Here is an 18123-nt window from a genome sequence, read left to right as displayed (position 1 = left end):
CTCTTCGAGACGCTGCGCGAATGCGGTTCGTTAAAAAATAACTTTGACAAAAGGTTTTAGCCTTAATTGAACCGTATTGGGTCAAAAACAGGTTTTAAAATTTGAACCTTAAAATCTAATACGTTGCAAAGCGCTAGTTATACAAAATCGTGGGTTTTGAGACGCGATAAATCGCCGTCTCTACAAGTATTTTGGTCTTATCTGAACTGTATTGTCTTAAAATATTTACCACTGACAATCCCTGACCATTGAACTTTTTTCTCTTTCTCTCGGCGGTAAGAAAAGAAATGCTCTGGAGTTTGGAAAGTACAATAAGGTGCGATCGCAATTTGTTCTGCACTAATCCCCATGTTTTCCAGTTGTAAGGTATTCACTCGCCGCACATCCAACCTTACCTTTCCTGGATTAGGATCTTCCAGCAAGGGTGAATTTGGTAGCTCATGTAATGCACTTACTATTTTTTCTTGGTCTTCATCTGGTATAATGCTAGCCCCGATTTCAGCAGCCACTTCAATAGAGACTTGGTAAACCTCACCAGTGATCGCCGGGCCCATTGCAATGCGTAAATCATCAAGTTTGCTGCCTTGAGATTGTAGCCGAGCGATCGCTAGGGGGACAATCTTCTTCGCAGTTCCTCGCCAACCCGCGTGTAATGCTGCCACCCGTCCAGTTTTCACATCCCCAATTAGCACGGGTGTACAATCTGCGCTAGCTACCCAAACGGCTTGGAGAGGCTGCTCGCTCATTAAACCATCCGCCGATGCTAAATCATCCTCAGCAGAGCTTAAGAAACTTTCAACTTCTTGGGGGGTGAGAACAGTATTGCCATGAACCTGCTTTAAGCGATAGACTGATGCCTCTGGTTGCAATACTTCTGTGATAACTTGTGGCGATCGCGGCCAAAACTGCTGGGTAAAGAAGCCGTGATGCCAATGTTCCAGAATACTACAAGTTAGATAAGGCAGTCCTTCCCAATTGCGCCAGTGCCAAGTGTGCATCTTCAACCAAACCTAAACAAAAATCACTCATCAGCCAATCAATGCTAACTTGAACAACGGAATTTGGGTTAACTGCTGTGGGATTTAATCTGCAAAACTTGGAATCAGCCTTGAAAGCAGGGCGTAAGCATACATATTTACCATTTTCCCTTCACTTTTTTGAAAGCGTTTCCTCAACAAACCAAACCCTCTGGAACTTACTCCACCAAGGGGCTATTTCAGGAACAGTAGTCATCGCAACTCAGCAATCTGCTGGGCGGGGACAATGGGGACGCGAGTGGATTTCTCCAGTTGGGGGATTATATGTTTCCGTGGCGATTTCTTTCGACCACAAAATAGAAGCTACTGACAGCTACCAGCTAACTTTCGCTACTGCTTGGGGAATTGCGTCTCAATTGCGTCAGCGTGGTATAGATGTTGGGATAAAATGGCCCAATGATTTAGTTTTAAATAGTCGCAAACTAGGCGGCATTTTGACAGAAACCAAAGTAAACAAAGGACAAATTACCCAAGCAGTAATTGGTGTTGGTATTAACTGGACAAATCCAGTACCCGAAACTGGAATTAATCTGGAATCGTGGCAAGCTTCCCAAGATTTCAGACCAATTTCTTGTCTGGAAATACTCACCTCTACAGTCTTACTGGGAATAGAATCCGGTATGGAGTGCCTTCAACAAGAAGGAGTAAGCATACTCTTGTCTCGCTATCTAGACTTGCTTACAAATATGGGCGATCGGGTTTATGTCAATAATCTTTTTGGTACTGTAGTTGGGGTGACACCTCAAGGAAATTTACGAGTTGATTTAGAAACATACAATACAAAGGAACTAATTACACCGGAAATTTATATTGAACCCGGTACAATCAGTTTGGGGTACCATAAATCTTCCGTTTAAATTTGAGGTTTGTTCAAAATTTCGCTCTTTGGGCAAGACAAACCACTAGCATCATCTCTTTAGGCTAATTACACACAACTGAGAGAACAAATGACGCAGCGCAATAATTCTGCCCATCATCGTTTGCATTTATGGCAGCAAGGTCTAACAAAAAAACGTTTTGCCTCAACACTACCAGCTCAGAGTCTCTGTTGGCTGAGTAGCGTCAGCCTCCTTAGCGGCGGCTTTGTGTTTGCCCAAACGGAAACACAAGTAGATAACATCGTTCCCACTGTTGAAACTTCCCAGCCAACGGTAGTTCCGAATCTAGTAAAAAAGCAGGCTGTTGCGCCCGAAGCAGTTCAAGCACAACCGGAATTTTCCCAACGGCGAGCCAGACTCAAACAGAGACTACGCAAGCCAGAGGTAGCTCAATCAAAAGAACCAGTTAGGCAGTCTACGCCCAAAATCGAAGCTGCTGAACCTGTTGTTATTATCAGACAGTCAAAACCCAAAGTAGAAACCTCCCAGGTTACTCCTGCAAGGGTGAGACAGGAAAAACCCAATACCCCTGTCCGCTCTTTACCTCAAAAACTCCCAGAAGTTGCTCAACCATCGAATAACTCCAACAGTTCTGTTAGTGCAACGCCAGGTAAAACCAAGGATTATAATAACGCCTATATTGATCCTAATAGTTATGACAGTGGTGCTACAGGTACTTATCAAGCGCCAAATTCTGTAATTCTCACAGAACGCTCTAGTGGTTGCCGAGCCATTTTGCCTTCAGGACAAAGCGTATTAGGCGGCGTTTGCGCCAAAGTACCCCAAAGGAATGTAGCTGATTCTAGTGGTAAAGTAGCACCTAATTGGCTAAGAAGAAGTCAAAACGCCCAATTGCCAGTAGTTCCAACCGCGCGGCAAGTTGCAACGACTGGCAACAACAGCAGATGGCGTGCTACTCAAAATGGTTATAGTGGTGACACCAAGACCGCATATCGCCCAAATCGGTTTATCCCGAGTCCCAGCGAGTTCAGCCCCACAAGAGTGAGTGCCACTCCTATTGCACCCAGTGGGGGAACTTTACCGCCACCAATGGCAGATGGCAACATTGCACCCCGTCCCAGTAACGTAGCTTACGACTTCTCACTAGCATCGGTATTGCCACAAATCCCCTACACAGGGGCAGTTGCCTATAATGGGACGGGGATGATGTATCCCTTGTCTATACCCGCTCCCATTACCTCGTTGTTTGGTTGGCGAGTTCATCCAATTACAGGTAATCAACGCTTCCATGCTGGTACAGACTTAGGTGCGCCTACGGGAACACCAGTTTTAGCAGCAGCAGCTGGTCAAGTCGAAACTGCTAACTGGATGGGTGGTTATGGTTTAACCGTTATCCTCAATCACAAATCGGCAGAACAAACTCTCTACGGTCACATGTCAGAAATCCTTGTTCAACCCGGTCAATGGGTACAACCTGGAACTCTCATCGGCCGAGTTGGCAGCACCGGGGCATCTACAGGCCCTCACCTGCACTTTGAAGTCCGCCACCTAACACCTAACGGTTGGGTTGCGACTGACCCAGGCGTGGAATTACAAAGCGCCCTCAGCCAGTTAGTAAGAGGCTTGCAAACCGCCCAGGTAAGCCAAGAACCAGGCAGCTAGAAGAAGCTGAGGGGCAGGGGAGCAGGGGAAGCAGGGGAAGAATATACTAATGCCCCATTCCCCATTCCCCATTCCCAATTCCCAATTACAAATACCCGTGTTCTGCTAAGAATGCGGGTGTAATGCCATCTAAACTTGTTTCATCATGGGCTGTGGTGTTTGGGTTGCCAGAGTAAAGGAATTTTTCGACGTATTTGCCGAGAATATCCCCTTCTAGATTCACCAAACTCCCAGCAACCAAATAGCGAAGATTTGTCTCGCTGTATGTGAGGGGAATTACCGCCACCTTGAACTGAGAGAGTTCTGAGTCATAAGCGGCTACTGTGAGACTGATGCCGTTGACAGCTATGCTACCTTTGGGGACAATGTATCGTGCGATCGCAACGGAAGCAATAAAGGTCATTTCCCAAGAACTAGCCGTTTGTTCTGCAACTAGCAATCGACCGATGCCATCTACATGACCCATCACAAAATGACCGCCAACTTTGCTGCCCACCTTTAGCGACGCTTCTAAATTGACATATCTCTGTTGCGTTTGCTCACCTCCCAACGTCGTGCGGCGTAGCGTTTCCGGCGAAGCTGTGGCGATAAACCCGTCTTTTAAAACTTTTTCCACTGTCAAGCAAACGCCATCGACAGCAACACTGTCACCATAAGCCAAATCTTGCATAATTACTTCACCAGAATGGCTTACACAAGTAATTTGCCAAGAATCGCCCCCCAAGGGTTCTATTGTTCCTAATGCTTGGATTAATCCTGTAAACACGGCTTTTTTGTCAAACTAACTCTATTTATTGCCTATTTTTGCCGGAAATCAATTGGTAATTGTCACAGAAATGTCGAACATCCAAGTATATTTTCTGACTTTTTTTCTTATAGGAATATTAACACATTAGCATCCTTCACAAGGCATACTTGGGTAAGAAGGTTATTGTCTAAGAAGACCAATTTGACTTACTCTGGTTTTCACCACAAGTTCGGAGTTTAATAGAAGCAATTATAGAGAACGAATGCTTATGTTTATTACTGTCACAAAACCGCCTAAAAAGGGGTACTATTTGTTACACAGCATCCAAGGCTCTCAAAGCATTGTAGAGGCTTAGGCAATGATTGAAATGAAAGTCGCTGGCATAGCATTAGATGCCATAACCCGCAGCCCGATCGTCCTTTTGAAAGATTCTTCAGATCGGCGGGCTTTGCCAATTTATATTGGTCAGGAACAGGCTAGGGCAATTATGGGCGCACTGGAGAATCAAAAGCCTCCCAGACCCTTAACCCACGACCTGATTGTGAATCTTCTAGAGACTTGGAATATGACTCTAGAAAAGGTGATCATTCATTCCCTGCAAAAGGATACATTTTATGCGGCTTTAATTGTCCAGCAAGGCGAGGTAAAAAAAGAAATTGACGCACGTCCTAGCGATGCGATCGCCATTGCTCTCCGTACAAATACCCCCATCTGGGTAATGGAAGAAGTGATTGCCGATGCTTCTATCCCTGTTGACCGCGATGCAGATGAAGCCGAACAGCAAGCTTTCCGTGAATTTATTTCTAATCTCCGTCCTGAAGATTTGATCAAGCGCTTTGGTAATGGCGACAGCTAGAAAAGTGCTGAGTGCTGAGTGCTGAGTGCTGAGAAAGAATAGAGAATCTTAAAAGTAAATTCTTTATTCTTTCTTTTTTTACTTTTCACTCTTGTACAGACAATATTAATCGTCTTTTTACTCAGCACTCACTACTCAGCACGCAATTTATGCAATACCGACGCTTTGGCAAAACGAATCTGCACCTCTCGGTTTTCTCCTTGGGAACAATGCGCTACCTGGCTTCTTTTGAAAATGCTCACCAGATCATTGAACAAGCCTTAGCGCTAGGAATTAATCATCTAGAAACTGCTAGAGGTTACGGCAAAAGCGAGGAGTATCTTGGTAGGGCATTAAAAGCTGGGTTATCAGTACCCCGAACGAAGCTTTACATCACTACCAAAATCTCAGCCACAGCAGATGCTGACACCATGCGTCGGTGCATCGATGAATCCCTAGAACGATTACAGCTAGATTATTTAGATTGTTTAGGGGTTCATGGCTTGAATACTTGGCAACATTTGGAGTGGGTGCAAGCCAAAAATGGTTGTATGCAAGCCGTAGAGGAAGCTGTTGCTGATGGTCGAGTGCGACACGTTGGTTTTTCCAGCCACGGGTCATTAGAGCTAATTGAGGCAGCTATCAAAACAGATTTTTTTGAGTTTGTCAATCTGCATTATTACTATTTTTTTCAACGGCACGCACCAGCAATTCAACTAGCTGCCGAAAAAGATATGGGCATTTTCATTATTTCCCCTGCTGACAAAGGGGGAAAGTTGTATACGCCACCCCAAACCCTAAAAGACTTGTGTCAGCCGTATTCCCCCTTAGAACTAAGCTATCGTTTTTTACTTGCTGACAACCGTATTAATACTTTAAGTATAGGGCCAGCCAACCCAGATGAATTAATAGAACCTTTGCAAGTTGCTGACCATAATGGAGAGCTAAAATCAGTAGAAATTTCTGCTTTCCAAAGGTTAGAAAATCACCAAAAATTTGCTTTGGGAACTGATAAATGTAGCCAATGTTATGCTTGTTTGCCCTGCCCAGAAAATATCAATATTCCAGAGGTATTGCGGTTACGTAATCTCGCAGTGGCATACGACATGAAAGACTATGGACAATATCGTTACGGAATGTTTGAAAATGCTGGTCACTGGTTCCCTGGAATGAAAAGCGATCGCTGTACAGAATGCGGAGACTGTTTACCTCGGTGTCCAGAAAAGTTGGATATTCCAGCATTATTGTCAGATACTCACCAAAAATTAAGTGGGAAAGCAGGTCGGAGGTTGTGGGGATAAAAATGTAAACAGGAGTCAGAATATCCGTTAATTTCAGCATGGTATTCACCACCCAGCCGCATACTCGTCATTCTAGGTACTGAGTTCTGAGTTCTTTGTTGTTAAAATTATATAAAGATTAAAAAAATCAGGAAGATCCGCCCAAGCTGGGGTATCTTGTCCAAAAAAAGATGAAAATTAAAAAAAAAGAAATATCCTACGCCAATCGCTGACGGTTTTCCGCTACAGTGGACGGGCTGTGAACTTGGTATGGACTACCAGCCGATCGCTTACCATTCTGCTGGCGAGTTTAACTTTAGTGGCTGGTCTTTTACCGGCGGCGATATCTTACATCAGTAAATTAATTGTTGATGCAGTGGTATTTGCCTCTCAAGTTACTTCACAAAACAATGGTTTTGTCAATATTTATCCTTCCCTATTTTATGTAGGATTAGAAGCGATCGCTGTAATTCTACTAGCAGGTAGTCAACGGGGAATCCTCATTTGTCAGTCTTTATTACGGGCGCTAATGGGTCAGCGAGTGAATGTACTCATCTTAGAAAAGGCGCTGACACTGGATCTTAGGCAGTTTGAAGACTCAGAATTTTATGACAAATTGACCAATGCCCGACGAGAAGCATCAGTTCGTCCGCTTTCGTTAGTAAATCGCACTTTTGGGTTGGTGCAAAATGCCCTTTCCCTGATTACCTACGGTATTTTACTAGTAAATTTCTCAGCTTGGGCGGTGGTGGTGCTGATTTTGGCAGCGATGCCTGTATTTATTGCCGAAACAAAGTTTGCTGGAGAAGGCTTTCGCCTATTTAGTTGGCGGGCGGCAGAAACTCGTCAACAGCACTACTTAGAAAATCTGCTAGCAAGAGAAGATTTTGTCACAGAAGTCAAACTCTACCAGTTGGGAGAGATGCTGCTAGGGCGTTACCGCAACCTGTTTCATCAACTCTATGGCGAAGACCGCGATTTGACTCTGCGACGAGGATTGTGGGGCTATCTCCTGGGTTTAGTGAGTACTGGTGCTTTTTACCTAGCTTATGCTTGGATTGTACTAGAAACAGTGCAAGGTAAGATTTCCTTGGGAGATATGACAATGTATCTCACCGTTTTTCGTCAAGGACAATCAACTTTTTCCAATGCCCTCACATCTATTGGAGGAATGTATGAAGACAACCTATATTTATCAAATCTCTACGATTTCCTAGAAGAAGAAGTACCAAAGTCTTGGGGTAAGGCAACCATTGGTTTAAATCCCCAAGATGGTATCCGTTTTGAGAACGTATCATTTACTTATCCAGGAAGTTCTAAGCCAGCCTTGACAAACATTTCGCTACACTTAAAACCCAAAGAAAAACTGGCAATTGTGGGTGAAAACGGTTCTGGTAAGACTACTTTAATCAAACTACTTACCCGACTCTACACCCCAGATTCTGGACGAATTTTCTTAGATGGGTTGGACTTGCAGGAATGGGATGTGGATGTGTTGCGTCGTCGTATTGGTGTGATTTTCCAGAACTTTGTCCGCTATCAGTTCACTGTGGGCGAGAATATTGGCGTGGGTGATGTAGAACATCTCGAAAATAAAAACCGTTGGCAAACTGCTGCTGAAAAAGGCATGGCCCAATCTTTTATTGACCAATTACCCCAAAGCTTTCAGACTCAACTTGGGCGTTGGTTTAAAGGAGGACAGGAACTTTCTGGGGGACAGTGGCAGAAAATTGCCTTGTCTCGTGCTTTTATGCGATCGCAAGCAGATATCTTAGTATTGGATGAACCAACATCAGCAATAGATGTCCAAGCTGAGTTTGAGATTTTCAATCATTTTCGCGCTATTACTCAAAATCAGATGGTACTTTTGATTTCCCATCGCTTCTCTACAGTCCGAATGGCTGACAAAATCCTAGTTATAGAAAACGGCGAAGTTATAGAACAGGGAACTCACGAAGAATTGCTACAGCTAAAAGGGCGTTATGCCAAGTTGTTTCTGTTACAAGCGGCTGGTTATCAGTAAATCGCTATTTGAAGGAGGCAGGAGGCAGGAGGGCAGGAGGTTTTATTAAGAAGGGGATTCAGACCACTCCTTAATAAGAGCCACCAAATTTTCAATTTGCTGTTCTTGTCTTAAACCCCTGTTTCCTTTGGTCACGGCAGGAAACAGATAGCGCCGGCAGCGAGCGAGTCTGCGTACTCTTACAGAGAAGCAAGCTACGCGCAGCGTCTCGTAGAGAGCGTCGTCGGACAGTTTTCCTCCTGCCTCCTGCCCTCTGCCTCCTGCCTTCCTTGATAAAGAAAACCAGACTTTATTAAACGCTGCCACAAATATCACAATTTTGGAAAATAATAAAGTAAGTCGAGTATCACAAGACTCACTTGATGTCCTAATTTATTCTAGGAAAATATGACTCATTCTTTCCTTGAACGCCTGCGTAGTCCAGATAGCCCAGTTCTCGTCTTCGACGGGGCGATGGGAACCAACTTACAAACCCAAAACCTGACTGCTGAAGACTTCGGCGGCCCACAATATGAAGGTTGTAACGAATACTTAGTCCACACAAAACCCGAAGCAGTCGCTAAGGTTCACCGCGACTTTCTCGCCGCTGGTGCTGATGTCATTGAAACCGATACCTTTGGTAGTACGTCCCTAGTGCTGGCAGAATATGACTTGGCAGACCAAGCTTATTACCTCAGCAAGACAGCCGCAGAATTGGCGAAGCGTGTAGCTGCGGAATTTTCCACGCCAGAAAAACCCCGGTTTGTGGCAGGTTCCATCGGCCCAACAACGAAACTCCCCACCTTGGGGCATATTGACTTTGACACCATGAAAGCTACTTTTGCCGAACAAGCAGAGGCGCTATGGGATGGTGGTGTTGATTTATTTTTGGTGGAAACTTGCCAAGACGTGCTGCAAATTAAGGCGGCGCTGAATGGAATTGAAGAAGTGTTTGCCAAAAAAGGCGATCGCCGCCCGTTGATGGTTTCTGTAACAATGGAAAGCATGGGCACAATGTTGGTAGGTTCAGAAATCAGCGCTGTGCTGACAATTCTGGAACCTTACCCAATAGATATTCTTGGTCTAAACTGCGCCACAGGCCCAGACTTGATGAAACCACACATCAAGTATCTGTCAGAACATTCACCTTTCATCGTTTCCTGTATTCCCAACGCGGGTTTACCCGAAAACGTCGGCGGTCAAGCGCACTACCGCCTGACCCCGTTAGAATTACGGATGTCGTTAATGCATTTTGTTGAAGATTTGGGTGTCCAAGTGATCGGGGGTTGCTGTGGGACGCGTCCAGAACACATTCAACAATTGGCAGAAGCCGCTAAAGACCTGAAGCCAAAAGTTAGACAGCCAAGTCTAGAACCAGCAGCAGCATCAATTTACACCACTCAGCCTTACGATCAAGATAATTCCTTCTTGATTGTTGGTGAACGTCTAAACGCCAGTGGTTCCAAGAAGTGCCGCGATTTGCTAAATGCCGAAGATTGGGATGGACTCGTTTCAATGGCGAGGGCGCAAGTCAAAGAAGGCGCACACATCCTAGATGTCAACGTCGATTATGTAGGACGCGACGGCGTGCGCGATATGCACGAATTAGTTTCACGCATTGTCAATAACGTGACATTGCCTTTAATGCTTGACTCCACCGAATGGGAAAAAATGGAGGCGGGTTTAAAGGTTGCTGGTGGTAAGTGTTTGCTGAATTCCACCAACTACGAAGATGGGGAACCGCGCTTTTTGAAGGTGCTGGAGTTAGCGAAGAAATACGGTGCTGGTATAGTCATTGGTACTATCGATGAAGATGGAATGGCGCGGACAGCAGACAAAAAGTTTGCGATCGCACAACGCGCATACCGTCAAGCTGTAGAATATGGCATACCACCCACAGAAATATTCTTTGATACCCTAGCGTTACCCATTTCCACCGGGATTGAAGAAGACCGAGAAAACGGTAAAGCCACAATTGAATCCATCCGGCGTATTCGTGAAGGATTACCTGGATGTCATGTGATTTTGGGTGTTTCCAATATTTCCTTTGGTTTGAATCCAGCCTCGCGAATGGTGCTGAACTCAGTGTTTTTGCACGAGGCGACAACGGCGGGAATGGATGCAGCCATTGTCAGCGCTAACAAAATTTTACCGCTCTCAAAGATTGAAGAACGCCATCAAGAAATCTGTCGCCAGTTGATTTATGACGAACGGAAATTTGAGGGTAACGTCTGCGTTTACGATCCCTTGGGAGAGCTTACCACAGCGTTTGCCGGGGTGACAACTAAGCGCGATCGCTCCTTAGATGAAAGTCTCCCTATTCCAGAACGACTTAAACGCCATATCATCGACGGCGAACGCATTGGCTTAGAAGAACATCTTAAAAAAGCCTTAGAAGAACATCCCCCCTTAGAGATTATCAACACCTTCCTGCTAGATGGGATGAAAGTTGTCGGGGAATTATTCGGTTCTGGACAAATGCAGTTACCCTTCGTCTTGCAATCTGCTGAAACCATGAAAGCGGCGGTAGCGTTTCTCGAACCGTTCATGGAAAAATCAGAATCAGGCAACAATGCCAAGGGAACCTTTATCATTGCCACAGTTAAAGGCGATGTCCACGACATTGGTAAAAACTTGGTGGATATTATCTTATCCAACAACGGCTACAAGGTGATTAACCTGGGAATTAAACAGCCAGTAGAAAACATCATCAACGCTTACGAACAGCACAAAGCTGATTGTATAGCTATGAGTGGTTTGCTGGTGAAATCCACCGCCTTCATGAAAGAGAACTTGGAGGTATTCAACGAAAAGGGAATTAGTGTTCCCGTAATTTTAGGTGGTGCAGCGCTGACTCCCAAATTTGTGTATGAAGATTGCCAAAAGGCTTATAAAGGTAAAGTCGTTTATGGCAAAGATGCCTTTTCTGACTTGTACTTCATGGATAAATTAATGCCAGCAAAAGCTACTGGTAACTGGGAAGATTTGCAAGGATTTTTGAATGAAGTAGAAACTACTGAAGTTTCGACAAATGGTCACAAAGAACCAAAAGCTAAGACTGCTGAAAAAACATCTGCTGAACCAAAAGTAGTAGATACGAGACGTTCTGATGCTGTGGCTGTAGATATTGAACGTCCCACACCGCCTTTCTGGGGAACCCAGTTATTGCAGCCTAGTGATATTCCCATCGAGGAAATATTCTGGCACTTAGATTTACAAGCTTTGGTTGCTGGACAGTGGCAATTCCGCAAACCAAAGGAACAATCTAAGGAAGAATATCAGGCTTTCTTAGCTGAGAAAGTCTACCCAATTTTAGAAACTTGGAAACAGCGAATTATTGAAGAGAATCTGTTGCATCCCCAGGTGATTTATGGGTATTTCCCTTGTCAATCTCAGGGGAATTCTCTACATATATATGACTCAGAGAACCAATCACAGCAGGTTACAACTTTTGAGTTTCCTAGACAAAAGTCTTTAAGGCGGCTATGCATAGCAGATTTCTTTGCACCAAAGGAATCGGGAATTATTGATGTCTTCCCCATGCAGGCGGTGACTGTAGGGGAAATTGCCACAGAGTTCGCTCAAAAGCTGTTTGCGGCTAATCAATACACCGATTACCTGTATTTCCACGGTATGGCGGTGCAGGTTGCGGAAGCTGTAGCTGAATGGACACACGCTAGAATTCGCCGAGAGTTAGGTTTTACTGCTGAAGAACCCGACAATATCCGGGACATATTGGCACAACGCTATCGTGGCTCACGGTATAGTTTTGGTTATCCAGCTTGCCCGAATATCCAAGACCAATACAAGCAACTGGAATTATTGCAGACTGACAGAATTAAATTGTATATGGATGAAAGTGAACAACTTTATCCAGAACAGTCTACCACTGCAATTATTACTTACCACCCAGTAGCAAAATACTTTAGCGCTTAATCCATATCGCCTCTTCTTTATAAGGCTGCGGTGTATACACAAGTCTTTTAAACTTGTCCCACAAGCTTTCGATCCCCCCAACTCCCCGATAAATTGGGGGGCAAAAATCTCTCAAAGTCCTCCTTAAAAAGGAGGATTTAGGAGGATCTACAACATTTTGGTTTTGTAGAGTGATGTGTGTACACCATAGCCTTTATAAGGAGAGGGAACTGGAATTCGAAAGAAATAAATTTGTACGATTTTCAACATATTGAAGCAGAAATAACTCAACTTTATAACAAAAATAGTGAAATAGAAAAAGCGACAAGTACGCAAAAATACAACAAAAGCTAAGAAACTTATTTCTACCTATTAAGAAGTTACGGTGTACACATAAATCTCTCTCGGCAGAATTTACAGTTTATCGAATAGCTCAAGAAAATCTTACCCTGGTTATACTACGCAGAATCTGTACATCTCCTTATTGAAGAGAGGGATTAAAACCAGCATAGGGTAAGGTTTCGACAGTATTGTACCGAAGTGATAATCCCTATATCTAATTATTTTGTGCCCAAGTGATATCTTTCATTTAAGAGTTGGGTATTATAAGCTTACTCTGTTAACACCATCTTCATAAATTTGCCTTTAAATAAAATACATTTCCGCAAATTTACTGTGAAGTTATACTCTTACTGTTTCTTGGACTTGAACTAAATAATTTTCAAAAAATCAGTATTTACCGGATAAAATGAACAATTCATAAATGATATAACTTTAATAAATTGTCTTTTGTTGTGCCTACTTTTTTGAGGGCTAGTAAAACAAAATGCAGTAGTTAAATAAATCTAGCTTCAATTAATGCCTATGAAAATACTTTGTAGGCATAGTTGAAGATGTCTCAGAACTTACGCTAACAATAGCCTAAACTCTATTTTCAAATATGGGTAATGGGTAATTAATGAATTGCCCCTACAACATATAGTTCTGTGTAAGTCCTATGCCTAAAAAAATAAAAAACAAACCACTTGACAGGGAAGCAGCTATGTCTCGAAAACGTGAGCGAGTCAAGGCAATTCAAAAAACCTTCAGACAAATTAGCAAGCAGTTTTTATCTGCAATTAACAAGCAAATCATTTGGCTACTACGAACTTTTTTTGGCAATCGAAGAAGACACAACTCGGTGAATGCTGGCTTTATTTTACCAACAGTAGCAATGGTAACTTTAGTCGTTGTGTTGCTAACAACTGCAATTTTGTTTCGCTCTTTTGAACGTTCAAAAAATGCTAGTAATGTCCGAGTGAATGAGGCTGCACTCAACGCTGCTACCCCAGGAATTGATCGTGCTAGAGCTAAATTAAATAAGCTATTTCAAGATGGACGACTACCACGAGCTACACCTACAGATGATGCGTTGTACTCTACTTTAACAAGCAATATAAATGAATATACATTTGGTGATGAAACTCAACTGAAGCTAACTCAAGGTTCAAACGAACTCAAAACAGCATGGATGTACCCTGTTGATACCGACAATAACGGTAAATTTGATAGCTACACCCTTTATGGCGTTTACTTTAAAAATCCTCCTATTAGTAATGGTGCATACACTCGTGCGAGAAATGCATTAGAGGCAAGAACTCTACCCATGACTGCTGGTACCATAAATGGAGATTGTGGAGATACTTTGGGTACGAGTGCTACTTTGGTAGGTAATACTGGCTGGTTTAAATTAGGCAATAAATTGAAAAAAGCCTTTTTTGTCTACACAGCAACTGTTCCGATTACCAGTCAACAAACAGGAAGCTATGAGCAAAAAAAAGGCATTAAAGGATTTTCTGCTATTGAGTATCAACAAGAACGTATTCAACTCCCACTAGTAAATAACGCTGTTGTTTATGAAGATGATATAGAAATTACTCCAGGCCCGATATTAAGATTGAATGGGCGGATTTTTACTAACAGTAACCTCTTGACTGGAGGAGGAAGTGTCACAGTATATCAAGTTAGTAGTAAAGCATCCTGTTTTTACGAAGCTGACAATGCCAAAATTGTGGTTGGTGGGAATTTAGCGGCCGGTAAATTCACTGCTACAGAGGATGTCGGCAGTGCCACTAAAGTGCATTTATACAAAGGCAACACCACAGATCCGACTGAAGTCTCATTTGAAAAATCAGTAACCGCAGTACCAAAAGATATAGCTTATAACAGCCTAGCTTATGTGCAGCGTATTAATCGCTTAGTTAATGCTCAGATGAGTAACCTTGTGACAACTGATCCACAAGAAGTACAAGACGCAATTACTGCTGAAAAGACTAAGCAAGGTTTAGCAAGCTATACTACCGATGAAGAAGCACGAATTCGCAGGCAAAAGTTAGAGACTTACTTTAAAAAACGCACTCGCCGCATACCTTATTCTGAAGTGGCTTTGGGTGGTGATGCTCTAGGTACTTATGCTACAACTACTCCACTACAAGGCAGTGGCAATGATCTACGTGCAATAAATGCTTGGATCTATCCCACAGACCCCACAGATGGGAAAACTGCTACTAATTATACGAAATTAACACTCAATGGAAATGGCGGTACTAAGCTTATACCTGGTGCGACTGAACCAACTAAACTAGCCAAAGAGTTGCAAGGTAAAGAGCAATATTTAGGTGATAGGGCTTTAATTGGTAACAATCTACCTGAGATTTGGTGGGATACAACTAATAGCAAGTTTGTTGGCCCAAATCCCCAAGACACCCAAAATATCCAAAATATTATCTGGGATTTAGGAGATGGAACTCGCACCCGTAGTACTGGTGTAGAGACTCTAGCTAATTTGGGTTCTATAGATCGTAATCAAGACTGGGAACAAGCAGCTGCTCAAGTACCGACTAGCGCTCAAGACCCTGTAGGTGGCTTGCGAGTTGTCACGGGTGCTGGCATTTATCTGCCTCGTGCTTACACTACTACAGGTCTTTCATCATCTGTTAGTGTCAAGGATGCTTCTGGCAATGTAGTGAACGATAAGAATACTAATAATGCAATTAGTATGCCTGCTGACTCTAACTTTGCTATAGCTAAAGCTGCTACTGTCAAAATTTGGTCTGATATGATGCCAGTGGCTTCTAGCACTGCTACAGTAGCAGCTACCACAAGTCAACCTAATAATTCAAGTTTCCCTTTGCCCCAATTAGCAACTGACACAGATAAAACATATAAACCTTATTTGCGGATGCGGGCTACGGCAGTTTATCACTACAAGGGTGCTAGCTACAGTGCGAGTAGCCCCACACCAATAGCTTGCGTTAGTAGCTACTACGATTCTACTGACAAAGATAAATCTAGGAACAAAACGGGTCTAGCTGATGTATCTCCCCCCTCTCAATTTCCTAGTAGTGACAGGTCTGGTACTATTGCAGGAAATTCCAACAACGGTATCGTCTATGGCCCACCAACTAAATCTGTTACTGATTATCAGAATGTACTGAATTACCAAGCAGACTTAATACATGAAAATGGACGTTCAGTAGACGATCTACTACTCAAAACAGCTTTAGCAAAAACAGCAGCAAATCGTACTCTTTCTGAGCAGTCAACTATTGATGCTGCAATTTGTGCCTTACAAATTCTAGACGGTAGTATTACACGTAGTACTACTCTTGTTCCTGATGGTGCAATTATGGAAGCTGCCTTTCTAGATGCAAGGCAGATTAAGGCAATTCAAACAGATAATTCAGCAACTACAGGTATTTTAGAAACTTTCACCAATGCTGATAATGGTGCAAATCCAGGGACAAATTACGATCTCCCTACACAAGACAGACAACCTTTAGAAGTTCGTGTCACTGTATTAGATATTAATCAGCTACGGCAAAAACAGATTGGCACAGCAACAGCTTCAGCACCGCAAGAATACTTAATACCGAATAGCGGTATTGTTTACGCAACTCGTGATGATGCCCTGCCAGATTTAAGTGCGCCTAAACCGACAACTGGCACAGATGTACAAAAACAAGAAAATCAGAAGGCAGAAAGTCTTGTAGACTTTAAGGTTGACCCAACTCGCCGTCCTAATGGCATTATGCTAATCAACGGCTCTAAACTCTGGCGCGTACAGACCTATAGAGATGCAGAAAAAGGGTTAATTTTAGCTAGCAATTTGCCAATGTATGTTAGAGGCGACTTTAATCTTCATCAAAACGCTACTGGCAAACAAGAAGAGTTCACAAACCTACTAGATGATGATTGGGGTGACTTCTATAGTCGTTCCACAACAGAACGCAATGTAAATTTTGCTTGCCGTTCAGGCGATCCAAGGCTACCGAACTGTACAACAGGCGACGAATGGCGACCTGCTGCTCTGTTGGCAGATTCTATTAGCTTACTTTCTAATAACTTTAGAGAAGGTTTCCGCAATGAAGGAAACTATGATTCTAATGATAACTTGGGGAACCGCGCAACAGGATTCAATTCTTATGTAACCGATTGGTATTACAAGAACGATCCTAGTAAAAAATGGTTCTATGATATTGGCGATTCTGGTGTTACAGCTACTACCAGTGCAAAATTTTATTTACCCAAAGACTTTGTGGGTACTGACTTTGATCCTTCTGAGCCTGCAAATCTCACAAAAGCAGCTACATATCAGGGTAGTTCTTACCTTAACAACTTTGTCACGCCTGTTCAGCTAGTAACAAGAACCAGAGAGTTTGCAACAGAAGTTTGCGTAGCAGCAAATCCTGCTGATTGTAGTGACAATAAAAACTGGGTAATGGCAGTTGGAGGTAACTGTAATGGATTAAGTTCGCAAAAAACTGCTGGGCAATCTGATGGCATTATCGGTCAACCATTAAATGCAATCAAAACAGGTACAGTTGCACGACTACCTGATTGTACGGAAGCTCAAAATGTGCCACGAAGGATTGCTTTTAAACGCAATACTGACGGTACTTTGTTTTTGACCAACGGCAAACCCGTTGTTTATGGGTTTATCAAAGATGGTGGTACTGCCAAGTTACAATTATTTCCCTACGACACATGGAATACTTATAAACCAGGTTATCCAGAAGAAAATGACGGTAGTTCCGCTACCTTTCCGATTCCCTGGTTTAAAACACAAGATACAAGCGGCAATGAATCATTTAACCCTGATAATCCACCATTATTAAGCAGTCAGACTGGACAAGGAACATTACTTCAAAAACCAGTCCTGCAAATTGATTTTCCTTTTGGTATGACTAGTGGTGGTGCAGATAACAGCAGTATTAACGTAGGAAAACACAATTTTTGGTTGCAAATAGCTACAGAAACTACATTCAATTTAATTGCTGCAACTGGAGATACCCCTGCTCGTCCTACAGAAGATAATGGTGGTCTACATAATTTTGTGCGCTTCTTAGAAAACTGGAATCCACAGTCAAGTACTGGTGGCGCTACTAAAGCTAGGATTAGCGGTGCTTTCATGCAGATTAAAAGGAGTGCTTATGCAGATGCACCATTAATGGCAGTGTTATCCAATCAATACAAAATTGAAAACAATAGTGGTACTGTTCCTTTTTATCTAGCTCCTACGCGTCAATGGGGTTACGATGTAGCACTTCTATCTCAATCGCCTGACTTATTTGCCCAAAAATTGGTGACAATACCAAATGATTTACCAGATGAGTTCTTCCGAGAAGTTGGTAGAGATGATACTTGGGTGAAAACTTTGTTGTGTGCTAAAAAACCCGATGCTAGCGATCCTACTAGTTTTACAACTGCTGCAATTGATGCAGATCAAAGTGGTACTTGCCCATAAGAAAATTCTAGAAGCTGGTG

At 43.0% G+C, this 18123-nt stretch carries 9 protein-coding genes; 7 read left to right on the top strand and 2 right to left on the bottom strand.

Going from position 1 to position 18123, the window contains the following annotated elements:
- Window positions 1-197: 197 nt before the first annotated feature.
- Window positions 198-998, bottom strand: a complete 801-nt coding sequence (gene pgeF, locus ACFFRD_RS21215; protein ID WP_392477224.1) for a peptidoglycan editing factor PgeF — start codon at window positions 996-998, stop codon at window positions 198-200.
- A gap of 77 nt (window positions 999-1075) precedes the next feature.
- Here pgeF and ACFFRD_RS21210 point away from each other — a divergent pair, with 77 nt between their 5' ends.
- Both ACFFRD_RS21210 and ACFFRD_RS21205 read left to right on the top strand, forming a co-directional pair.
- Entirely contained in the window at window positions 1076-1894 is an 819-nt protein-coding gene (locus ACFFRD_RS21210) for a biotin--[acetyl-CoA-carboxylase] ligase (RefSeq protein WP_392477222.1), read from the top strand.
- Between the two features lie 90 nt (window positions 1895-1984).
- Complete coding sequence (locus tag ACFFRD_RS21205) at window positions 1985-3538, top strand: M23 family metallopeptidase (protein ID WP_392477221.1); 1554 nt, start codon at window positions 1985-1987, stop codon at window positions 3536-3538.
- A gap of 85 nt (window positions 3539-3623) precedes the next feature.
- On the opposite strand, the gene ACFFRD_RS21200 is transcribed toward ACFFRD_RS21205, so the two are convergent.
- Window positions 3624-4304 (bottom strand): riboflavin synthase, encoded by a 681-nt coding sequence (locus ACFFRD_RS21200; protein ID WP_114080254.1) that lies wholly within the window; start codon window positions 4302-4304, stop codon window positions 3624-3626.
- 340 nt (window positions 4305-4644) lie between these two features.
- Here ACFFRD_RS21200 and ACFFRD_RS21195 point away from each other — a divergent pair, with 340 nt between their 5' ends.
- The 5 genes from ACFFRD_RS21195 (at window position 4645) to hpsA (ending at window position 18103) form a co-directional block, all read left to right on the top strand.
- Window positions 4645-5142: a bifunctional nuclease family protein gene (locus ACFFRD_RS21195; RefSeq protein ID WP_012406891.1), complete on the top strand. Its 498-nt coding sequence runs from the start codon at window positions 4645-4647 to the stop codon at window positions 5140-5142.
- A gap of 149 nt (window positions 5143-5291) precedes the next feature.
- Window positions 5292-6422: an aldo/keto reductase gene (locus ACFFRD_RS21190; protein WP_392477218.1), complete on the top strand. Its 1131-nt coding sequence runs from the start codon at window positions 5292-5294 to the stop codon at window positions 6420-6422.
- A gap of 238 nt (window positions 6423-6660) precedes the next feature.
- Entirely contained in the window at window positions 6661-8424 is a 1764-nt protein-coding gene (locus tag ACFFRD_RS21185; protein WP_392477216.1) for an ABC transporter ATP-binding protein, read from the top strand.
- Window positions 8425-8811: 387 nt separating this feature from the next.
- Window positions 8812-12339, top strand: coding sequence for a methionine synthase (gene metH, locus ACFFRD_RS21180; protein ID WP_392477214.1), 3528 nt, complete (start codon window positions 8812-8814; stop codon window positions 12337-12339).
- 1021 nt (window positions 12340-13360) lie between these two features.
- Window positions 13361-18103, top strand: a complete 4743-nt coding sequence (hpsA, locus tag ACFFRD_RS21175) for a hormogonium polysaccharide biosynthesis protein HpsA (RefSeq protein WP_392477212.1) — start codon at window positions 13361-13363, stop codon at window positions 18101-18103.
- The last annotated feature ends 20 nt before the right edge of the window (window positions 18104-18123 follow it).

The sequence above is a fragment of the Nostoc sp. C110 genome (genome assembly GCF_043099725.1).
Taxonomy (GTDB): Bacteria; Cyanobacteriota; Cyanobacteriia; order Cyanobacteriales; family Nostocaceae; genus Nostoc; species Nostoc muscorum_A.
Note: the sequence above shows the minus strand (reverse complement) of the source record. Positions and strands in the feature narration are given on the sequence as shown.

Coding starts and splice junctions, on each gene's coding strand:
- pgeF (WP_392477224.1), bottom strand. CDS start 998: ATGCACACTTGGCACTGGCGCAATTGGGAAGGACTGCCTTATCTAACT.
- ACFFRD_RS21205 (WP_392477221.1), top strand. CDS start 1,985: ATGACGCAGCGCAATAATTCTGCCCATCATCGTTTGCATTTATGGCAG.
- ACFFRD_RS21195 (WP_012406891.1), top strand. CDS start 4,645: ATGATTGAAATGAAAGTCGCTGGCATAGCATTAGATGCCATAACCCGC.
- ACFFRD_RS21190 (WP_392477218.1), top strand. CDS start 5,292: ATGCAATACCGACGCTTTGGCAAAACGAATCTGCACCTCTCGGTTTTC.
- metH (WP_392477214.1), top strand. CDS start 8,812: ATGACTCATTCTTTCCTTGAACGCCTGCGTAGTCCAGATAGCCCAGTT.
- hpsA (WP_392477212.1), top strand. CDS start 13,361: ATGTCTCGAAAACGTGAGCGAGTCAAGGCAATTCAAAAAACCTTCAGA.